Below are 8965 nucleotides of genomic sequence, written 5' to 3' on the forward strand. Positions count from 1 at the left end.
GCCATGTCCGGCGACTCACCCGTTCCCACCTCCGGCGGCTTGCCCACCCTGCACTTCCCCCCCGAGCTCCCCATCTCGAGCCGGGTGGAGGACATCACCGCGGCCATCACCTCCCATCAGGTGGTCATTGTCGCGGGCGCCACCGGCTCCGGGAAGACGACGCAGCTTCCGAAAATCCTGCTCGCCATGGGGCGCGGCCGCCCGCGCCAGATTGGCGTCACCCAGCCCCGGCGCATCGCCGCGACGAGCGTGGCGGCGCGTGTGGCACGCGAGCTCGGCACGGAGCTGGGCACGGACGTCGGCTACCAGATTCGCTTCGAGGACCGCTCGTCACGGCGGACGGCCGTGAAGTTCATGACCGACGGGGTCCTGCTCGCGCAGATTCACAGCGACCCGCTCCTGAGCCGCTACGACACGATCGTGCTCGACGAGGCCCACGAGCGCAGCCTCACCATCGACTTCCTGCTCGGGTGGCTCAAGCGCATCCTCCCCAGGCGCCCCGACCTCAAGGTCGTGGTGAGCTCGGCCACCATCGAGACCGAGCGCTTCTCGCAGTTCTTCGGAGGGGCTCCGGTCATCCAGGTGGAGGGCCGTACCTTCCCGGTGGACGTGCTCTACGAGCCGCCTCCCGAGGACGCGGAGCTCGCCGACGCCGTCGCCGATTCGGTGGCGAACGTGCTCTCGCTCGACCCGGACGGGGACGTCCTCGTGTTCCTCCCCGGGGAGCGCGAGATCCGCGAGGCCGAGAACGCGCTGAACGCGCGCGAGCTGCGCGGCACGGTGGTGCAACCCCTGTATTCGCGCCTGTCGGCCTCCGAGCAGTCGCGCGTCTTCGCCACCATCCCTCAGCGCCGGGTCATCCTCTCCACCAACGTCGCGGAGACGTCCGTCACCATCCCGGGGATCGTGTACGTCGTGGACACGGGGGTGGCGCGCCTGTCTCGCTACGAGCCACGCTCGGGCACCACGCGCCTGCACATCGAGCCGGTCTCCCAGGCCAGCGCCGACCAGCGCAAGGGGCGCTGTGGCCGCGTGCGCGAGGGGATCTGCGTGCGCCTCTACGACGAGGTGAGCTTCACCACGCGGCCCGCCTTCACCGACCCGGAGATCAAGCGCACCGGGCTCGCGGGGGTCATCCTGCGGATGAAGTCCCTCGGCCTCGGTGACGTCGAGGACTTCCCCTTCCTCGACCCGCCCCAGCCGAAGGCCATCGCCGAGGGCTGGCGGGTGCTCGAGGAGCTCGGGGCCATCCAGGGCAAGGAGCGCGCCTTGACGCCGCTCGGCCACCAGCTCGCGCGCTTCCCGGTGGACCCGCGCATCGCGCGGATGATCCTCGCCGGCGCCGAGTACGGGTGCCTGGACGAGGTGCTCATCATCGCCGCGGCGCTCAACCTTCAGGACCCGCGCGAGCGGCCTAGGGAGCTCGCGCAGAAGGCGGACGCGCTGCACGCGCGCTTCCGTGACGAGCACTCGGACTTCACGGGGCTCCTCAAGCTGTGGGCGTTCGTGCGCGAGGCCGAGGGCCGGGGGACGTCCCATCTGCGGCGCGTGTGCCGGGACAACTTCCTGTCCTTCCTGCGGGTGCGCGAGTGGCGGGACGTCCAGCGCCAGCTCGAGGAGACCGTCCGCGAGCTGCGCCTGTCGCGCAAGGGCCGGGGCGCCCCGGCGCGCGGGGACGTCCTGCACCAGGCGCTTCTCACCGGGCTGCTGTCCCGCATCGGCCAGTGGAATCCGGAGCAGCGCCACTACACGGGCGCGAAGCAGACGCGCTTCATGGTTCACCCCTCGTCGGCGCTCGCGAAAAAGCCCCCCGCCTGGGGGATGGCGTTCGAGCTCGTGGAGACGTCCCAGTTGTTCGCGCGCACCGTGGCGAAGCTCGACCCGGAGTGGCTCGCGGCGGCGGCCCCCCACCTGCTCAAGCGCAGCTTCTCCGAACCTCACTGGTCGGAGAAGTCCGCGCGCGCCGTCGTGAAGGAGAACGCGACCCTCTTCGGGCTCCAGGTCTTCAAGGAGCGCCCCGTGGCCCTGGCCAGCATGGACCCCGCCCGGGCGCGGCTGATGTTCCTCGAGCACGCCCTGGTGCGCGGCGAGTACCGCACCCGGGGGGCGTTCCAGGAGGAGAACCGCGAGGTGCTCGAGCGCGTGGCGCGCCTGCGGGACAAGGCCCGGCGCAGCGAGCTGCTCGACAGCGAGGCGCTGCTGACGTTCTTCGACCAGCGCCTCCCGGCGGACGTGACGGACGGAGCGAGCTTCGAGGCCTGGCGCCGCAAGGCCGAGGCGGCCGACCCCGACGTGCTCGTCCTCTCGATGGAGGATGCCCTCTCGCACGACCCGGGCCTGTCCCCGGCGCACTACCCGGATGCCATCACCCTGCACGGCGCGTCCGTGCCGGTGACGTACACCTTCGACCCCTCGGCCGAGGACGACGGCATCACCCTGAGCGTGCCGCTGCTGCTGCTCGCCCAGCTGGCCCCGGGGGAGCTCGACTGGACCATCCCCGGGTGGCAGCGGGAGAAGCTCACCGCCCTGCTCGAGCAGATCCCCCGCGCCCAGCGCAAGCAGCTGGGGCCGGTGCCGGCCCTGGTCGACCGTCTCGAGAAGGAGCTGGTGCCCTTCCGCGGGCCGATGATTCCAGCGCTCGCGCGCGCGGTGTCCCGGCTGTGCGGCGTGGACGTGCCCGAGGAGTCCTTCCGGACGGATGTCGTGGCGCCGTACCTGCGCATCACGCTCCGGGTGCTCGACGAGCGGGGAAAGGAGCTCGCGCGGAGCCGTGACGCCGACGCGCTGCTCGAGCAGCACGGGGGACGTGCACGGGCGGTGCTGCGCAGCGTGGCACCGGCTTCGGACTGGGAGCGAAAGGGGCTGACCGCCTGGACCTTCGGCGAGCTGCCCCCCGTGGTCGCCCGGCGGGTCGGCGGGCTCGAGCTCCGCAGCCACCCCGCGCTCGTCGATCGGGGCGCCGCCGTGGACCTGGTGCTGCTCGAGACCTCGGCCGCCGCCGACGCGGCCACGCGCACGGGGGTCCGTCGGTTGCTGATGATCGCCGCGCGCGGGCATGTGGCCGTCAGCGCCGCGCGCATGCCGCCGCCCTTCCCATCCCTGGACGGCGCGCCGCCCGCACGAGGTCAGGCCGACAGCTTCCGGGCGCTCGTCCTCGCACGCAGCGTCGATGATGCGTTCAAGCTCGCACCGGGCGCGCCGCTGCCCCGCACGAAGGCGGCCTTCGAGGCGCTGGTCCAAGAGGGCTCGCCGCGCATCGAGCAGGTGGCCCGGGACTGGGCGAACGCCGTCGTCGCCACCTCCATGGAGCTCTCCGAGACGCTCGCCGCGCTCAAGGCCGCATCCAAGGGGCCGAGCGGCGCGGCGGCCGTGCGGGACATCCGCTCACAGCTCGGGCAGCTGTTCCCCGAGAAGCTCATCGAGTGGATCCCCCTCGTGCGCCTGCTGAGCTACTCGCGCTACCTCCGCGCGGCCCGAGCACGGCTGTCGCGTGCGGTGGCGAACCCCAGCAAGGACGCGGGGAAGGCCGCGCCCTTCACCCCCCTATGGGAGGCCTTCCTCGCCAGGTGCGCCACCGCCCGTGACCAGGAGGCGGCGCAGGAGCTGCGGTGGGCCTTCGAGGAGCTCCGCGTGGCCATCTTCGCTCCGGAGGTGACGACGCCCGTGTCGGTGACGGTGGCGAAGGTCGGCGCGGCCCTCGCGGCCCTGCGCTAGACGCGCGGGGTTGTGCGTCCTCGGAGCACGGGAAGCGGGGGATGCGCTCGGGCCAAGTCTACCGGCGCGGAAAAAAGACAACCCGGGAGCGCACTTGGCCGAGCAGCGGCGAATGAATGGGGGAGTCGGGCACACAGCCCGGCTCGCGCACTGGAAGCGAGCCCCCCATGTCCTCACTGAGTTGCCGTGTCGCAACAGCCCAACGCGACCTGGATGACGCGCTCCGCGTTCGTTATCAGGTCTTCGGAGAAGAGCTGCGGATGCTGGGGCCCAAGCGCCCCCGCGCGCCGCGCGAGGCCGACTGCTTCGACACCCTGCGGACCACCGCGCACGTCGTCGTCTACGCGGACGCCGAGCCCGTGGCCACCACCCGCCTGCTGACGCCCAATGCGGAGGTGGCCACCTTCGCGGACACGCTCGTGGGGTTGGACATCGAGAAGAAGCTGGACCTCACGGAGCTCGCCGCGCCGGGCCGCGTGTTCGCGGAGACGACGCGCTACTGCGTCACCCGGCGCTACCGCAACTCCGCGGTGCTGCGCCTCCAGGCGGGCCTCTACCGCGAGAGCCGCCGCCGCGGCGTCACGCATTGGATCGCCGCCGCCAACATGGAGACGGACTGTCAGGAGGAGGCGGCCCTCTACTTTCAAGCCGCCGAGCGTCGGGGCTGGGTGAGCGACCGCTTCCGGGCGCGCACCCGCGAGTTTCCGGCGCCTCCGCGGGAACCCCTCGCGGCCCGCCTCACCGCGGAGCAGTGGGCCCACGCCCGCCGGGGGCAGCTGGACACGCTGCGCATGCCCCCCGTGCTGTCGCTGTTCGCGGACAAGATGGGCGCGCGCTTCATTGGCCCGCCGCACTTCGATCCCACCTTCAACCGCTTCACGGTGCCGCTCGTCGCGGCGCTGGATGAGATTCCCCAGAAGACGCTGAACCTCTTCGACGCGATGGGCGCCGACGCCGCCTGAACCCAGGCCGGCGCGCTCCTTCCTCCCCCTTCACCCTCAACGCCACACCCACCGGGCCTCCAAGGGCCCCTGACAGGAGACGTGTATGTGCAAGCAGCCCCGGAATGAGCAGACGACGAAGACGGACTGGATGGACTCCCTGCGGCACGAGGCGCGGATGCTCGTGCGGGAGCTGGACACGGCGCCTGGCGCCCGGCGCCTCTTCGAGGGCCGCATCCACCACGACGACTACGTGTACTACCTGGTGCAGACGTACCAGTACGTGCGCTGGAGCACGGAGTTCCTCACGGAGTCCGGCGAGCGCATGAAGCGCGAGGGCCAGAACACCGCGCTCGCGGACCTGCTGCTCCAGAAGTCCGCCGAGGAGGATGGCCACGAGCGCTGGCTCCTGGCGGACCTGAGGAACCTGGGCTGGACGCAGGAGCGCGTGGAGCGGGCGCCCATCTGCCACGCGGTCAGCGCCTACGTGGAATGGAACCGCTTCACCACGCGGTCGGGCACGCCCACCGCGTTCCTCGGGACGGCCTACGTGCTGGAGTACCTCTCCGTGAACCGCGCCCCGGACTCCGTGGACCGCCTGATCGCGGACAGCGGCATCGCCAACATCCACAAGGCCGTCACCTTCCTGCGCGGCCACGGCAACGCGGACGGCGACCACGTGGCCGAGCTGGAGTCGGTGCTGCGCACGCTCACGTCCCCGGAGGAGCAGGCCGCGCTGCTGATGTCCGCCCGCATGACGCGCGCCGTGTTCCCGCACTTCTTCCGGGACCGCTGAGCCGCCTTCCGGACCCGGGCTACCCCGGCTTCTGCCTCCAGGCCGCGTGGTAGAGCAGGTCCGTGCGGCTCTCCATCCCCAGCTTGGGGAAGATGTTCCGCAGGTGCGTCTTCACCGTGTTGAGCGTCAGGCCCAGGTCCTCGGCGATGGTCTCGTTCGTCCAATTGCTGAGGACCCCCTGGACCACCTCAGCCTCCCGCTTGGAGAGCTTCAAGCGCCAGAGGTCCGGCATCGGGATGGCGCGCGAGCACTCCTGCAACACCACCACCCAGGGGCGGCTGCCGTGCTGCTCGGGCAACTCCACGAACGTCACCTTCAGGTCGTGCTTCTCCCCCGAGCGCATCCACGTGTCCATGCCCAGCGTCTTGCGCGTCGTGGGATCGCCGCGCAGCCGCCGCAGGTGCTCGCGCAGCTCCACGGGCAGCTCCGCGTCGTTCGCCTCCAGGGCGGGATACCAGCGCTTGAGCAGCTCCGTCGCGCCCGGTGTCCGCAGCTTCTCCCGCTCCGGGGGATCCATCACGACGCACTCGGCCCCCTGGTGACGGAAGAGCGCGTCCAGCAGGTCGCCGCGCCGCGCTTCGTTCCCGAACAGCCGGCAGTTGCGCACCGTGTTCACCAGGTAGGGCGTCAGGTCATCCAGGAGGGCCTGCTCCCGCGCGGAGAAGGGCAGGGCGTGCTGCCGGTACACCGTGAAGCCCGCGTGCCAGTCCTGCCGCAGGTCCAGGAGCACCGCCATCACGTGCTCCAACGGCAGCCCCAGCTCCCGGCACCGCAGGTACAACAGGCTGCGCTTCAACTCCTTGCGCGACAGCATGTCCGAGTCCCGGAGCGGCACGTTCGGCTGCTTCATCACCGACTCCCGCACGAAGTCCACGGCGGCCAGCTCCGGGTAGTGCGCGAAGAGGATTCCGGGGGCGCCCAGGCCCATCCATTCGTATTCACCCGGGCGCTCCGGCCTCGACACGCACAGGGCCGCGTAGTCGCAGGGCAACAGCTGCGCGATGGCGCCCTGCGCGTGCGCCAGGACCTCCGTCAGGTCCAGCGAACTGGAGAGGGCCTGGGTCAGCTCGAGCAGGAGCGCTTGTTCGCGCGCGGTCAGGTTCAACGGGGCCTCCCTTCATCCGGTGCACGCACGGACATAGCGGCCGGGAGGCGGAGGGGTCTGTACCCCGGAAGAGGGATGGACGGGCCCCGCCGCGGGCCGGCTTCAGCCCGTCAGCGCCCGAGGGGGGACGCTGCCCACGGCCCACGCGGTCAGCTTGCGCAGCAGCTCCGCGCGGTCCTCCGGCACGGAGAAGAGGTGGTCCGCGCGCGGATAGAAGGCGTAGGTGACGCGGCCCTCCAGCTTCAGCGGCGAGAGCATCTCGAAGAACTGGCGCTCGTAGTTGTAGGAGAGCCCCATGCCTCCGGAGAACACGAAGCACAGGCTGACGCCGCGGTCCAACAGGCGCTGGTAGTCGTCCGTCAGCCGCGCGCGCTCGGGGTACTCGCGCGTGTAGACCTCGTCCGCCTCACCGGCCTCGCGCAGCCTGGAGGGCAGCTTCCGCTTGCGCAGGAAGCGGGTCCAGCGGCGGGGGCTCAGGTAGCGCAGGTGGAAGCGCAGGTGGTAGCCCAGCGTGCGGTATGTGTACCCGTCGATGAAGGCCGCGCCCATCACGCGCGGATCCTCCACCGTCACCGCGTGCGCGCTGTCCACGCCAGAGCACAGGCCGATGAGCGCGAAGCGCCGGTGGCCCTTTTTCTGCTCCAGGTAGTCGAGCGCCGCGCGCGTCTCCTCCCGCGCCCGCTGGAATTCGTCCGCGCCGCCCTCGCGGCGGGGGGGGCTGTCGCCCAGGCCGGACAGGTCGAAGCGCAGCGTGGTGACGCCGCGTCCCGCCAGCTGTCGCGCCAGCTCCACCCACAGCCGGTACGGCCCCACGTGGTGGTTGAGGCCCACGTTGGAGAGCACCACCACGGGCGCCCCCGGCAGCACCTTCGTGGGCTCCGGCTCCGTGAGGATGCCCACGAGGCTCTGCTCGGGGCCGAAGGAACAGACGCGCTCGCGCATCACGCGACCTCCTTCAGGAGCGAGGTGATGGTCTGGAGGATGCGGTTGGACAGGAGCGCGGACTCCTGGCCTCCCGTGCCTTCCTCCGGCACCAGGTGGTGCTGGAAGGGCAGGCCCGTCGCCTCCAGGCGCTCCTGGAGGCGCTGATATTCAGGCTTGGGCGCGGCGGCCACCAGGTGCGTGCGCGTCGTGGGCCACGCGGACAGCGCGGCCAGGTCCACCGCGAGGACGTCGTCGCGCAGGGGGCGGGGAAAGGCGAAGCCCAGCAACTCCTCGCGCATCTCCAGCGGGCTGTCGGGCTGCGGGAAGAGGGTGCGGGCGGCGCGGCGCGCCTGGAGCAGCTCCAGCTCCCGCAGGTACGCATCCCCCTTCACCACCGGCTCCCAGAGGACGAGCGCGGCGGTGGACAGTCCCTCCAGTGCGGCACGCACCGCGAGCGTCGCGCCCATCCGCAGGCCCACGAGCGCCACGCGCTGCACGCCCGTCACGTCCTGCAACTCCGTGGCGGCCTGGCGGATGTCCTGCGCCCAGGTGGCCAGTCGGCCCTCTTGCATCTCTCCGGCGGAGTCTCCCGTGCCGTAGTAGTCGAAGCGGAAGACGTGGAACCCCTCGCGCGTGAGCATGCCCGCCAGCTTCCGGAAGGCCCAGTGCGTCAGCATGTACTCCTGGGCGGCCGGATAGCAGAGGACCACCCCGGTGGAGCGCTCGGAGCCCTGCGCGGGGTGGTGGACTCCGAAGAGCTGTCTTTCGGAGGTGCCGAAGAAGCAAGGCGTCACGGTCTGACCCATCTCCTCGAAGGGTCGCTCAGTCTGAGCGTCCCGGCAGGTTCCGCTTCAGCTTATTGAACAAGCGTTGCGCCAGGGGAACAGAAGTCTCCTGGGTGGCGGCCTTTGTCGACGCGACTGGTTGCGTCGTGGTCGGGGCCGCCACGGGCACCGGGGGCGCGATCTGCGAGGCCACCTGCTCCAGCGTGTTGAGCAGGAGCGTGCGCGGGTGCAGCTCCTGGTTCAGCTCCTTCCGGACGCGCATCACGACCTGGAAGGACAGGAGCGAGTGCCCGCCGATGTTGAAGAAGTTGTCGTGCACGCCCACCTGCGCGATGCCGAGCACTTCCCTCCAGATGCGCGCCAGGTGCTTCTCCGTCTCCGTGCGCGGCGCGACGAACGCGTCCTCGACGGGCCGCGCGGTGCCCGCCGGAGGCGGCAGGGCCTTGCGGTCCACCTTGCCGTTGGGCGTGAGCGGCAGGGACTCCAGCTCCACGAAGTGCTGCGGCACCATGTACTGCGGCAGCTGCGAGCGCAGGTGCTTGCGCAGCTCCGTGTCCGTGTAGGCCTCTCCCGGCTTCGTCACCAGGTACGCGACGAGGCGGCGGTCGCCAGGGCGGTCCTCGCGGACGAGGGAGACGGCCTGGGCGAGGGAGGGGTGGGAGGCGAGGGCGGCCTCGACTTCGCCGAGCTCGATGCGGAA

Annotated in this window: 7 protein-coding genes; 3 read left to right on the top strand and 4 right to left on the bottom strand. The window is 71.2% G+C overall.

Translation table 11 applies throughout. The features are described from left to right. Positions 1-3: 3 nt before the first annotated feature. From hrpA to FOF48_RS33740, 3 genes are all read left to right on the top strand, one after another. Positions 4-3714 carry an ATP-dependent RNA helicase HrpA gene (gene hrpA, locus FOF48_RS33730; RefSeq protein ID WP_143908655.1) on the top strand — a complete coding sequence of 1237 codons (3711 nt, stop codon included), beginning with the start codon at positions 4-6 and terminating at the stop codon, positions 3712-3714. A 167-nt stretch (positions 3715-3881) separates the two neighbouring features. Next, positions 3882-4676, top strand: a complete 795-nt coding sequence (locus FOF48_RS33735) for a GNAT family N-acetyltransferase (protein ID WP_143908657.1) — start codon at positions 3882-3884, stop codon at positions 4674-4676. An 85-nt stretch (positions 4677-4761) separates the two neighbouring features. Continuing rightward, positions 4762-5451, top strand: a complete 690-nt coding sequence (locus FOF48_RS33740) for an iron-containing redox enzyme family protein (protein WP_143908659.1) — start codon at positions 4762-4764, stop codon at positions 5449-5451. Between the two features lie 19 nt (positions 5452-5470). On the opposite strand, the gene FOF48_RS33745 is transcribed toward FOF48_RS33740, so the two are convergent. The 4 genes from FOF48_RS33745 to FOF48_RS33760 form a co-directional block, all read right to left on the bottom strand. After that, positions 5471-6556 (bottom strand): helix-turn-helix transcriptional regulator, encoded by a 1086-nt coding sequence (locus FOF48_RS33745; protein WP_143908662.1) that lies wholly within the window; start codon positions 6554-6556, stop codon positions 5471-5473. A 102-nt stretch (positions 6557-6658) separates the two neighbouring features. Next, the gene (locus FOF48_RS33750) at positions 6659-7498 is read right to left on the bottom strand and encodes an alpha/beta fold hydrolase (RefSeq protein ID WP_143908664.1); all 840 of its coding nucleotides are present in this window, start codon (positions 7496-7498) and stop codon (positions 6659-6661) included. Next, positions 7498-8274 (bottom strand): alpha/beta fold hydrolase, encoded by a 777-nt coding sequence (locus FOF48_RS33755; RefSeq protein ID WP_186002181.1) that lies wholly within the window; start codon positions 8272-8274, stop codon positions 7498-7500. The genes FOF48_RS33750 and FOF48_RS33755 overlap by 1 nt, the downstream gene beginning before the upstream one ends. 28 nt (positions 8275-8302) lie before the next feature. Next, positions 8303-8965: phosphopantetheine-binding protein (locus FOF48_RS33760; protein WP_255442963.1), on the bottom strand; the 663-nt coding region annotated here is incomplete at its 5' end.

Origin of the sequence: Corallococcus sp. Z5C101001, from assembly GCF_007352635.1 — a bacterium.
Lineage (GTDB): Bacteria > Myxococcota > Myxococcia > Myxococcales > Myxococcaceae > Corallococcus > Corallococcus silvisoli.

Excerpts from the sequence above, each read along its gene's own strand:
- FOF48_RS33740 (WP_143908659.1), top strand. The coding sequence starts at position 4,762 with ATGTGCAAGCAGCCCCGGAATGAGCAGACGACGAAGACGGACTGGATG.
- hrpA (WP_143908655.1), top strand. The coding sequence starts at position 4 with ATGTCCGGCGACTCACCCGTTCCCACCTCCGGCGGCTTGCCCACCCTG.
- FOF48_RS33750 (WP_143908664.1), bottom strand. The coding sequence starts at position 7,498 with ATGCGCGAGCGCGTCTGTTCCTTCGGCCCCGAGCAGAGCCTCGTGGGC.
- FOF48_RS33735 (WP_143908657.1), top strand. The coding sequence starts at position 3,882 with ATGTCCTCACTGAGTTGCCGTGTCGCAACAGCCCAACGCGACCTGGAT.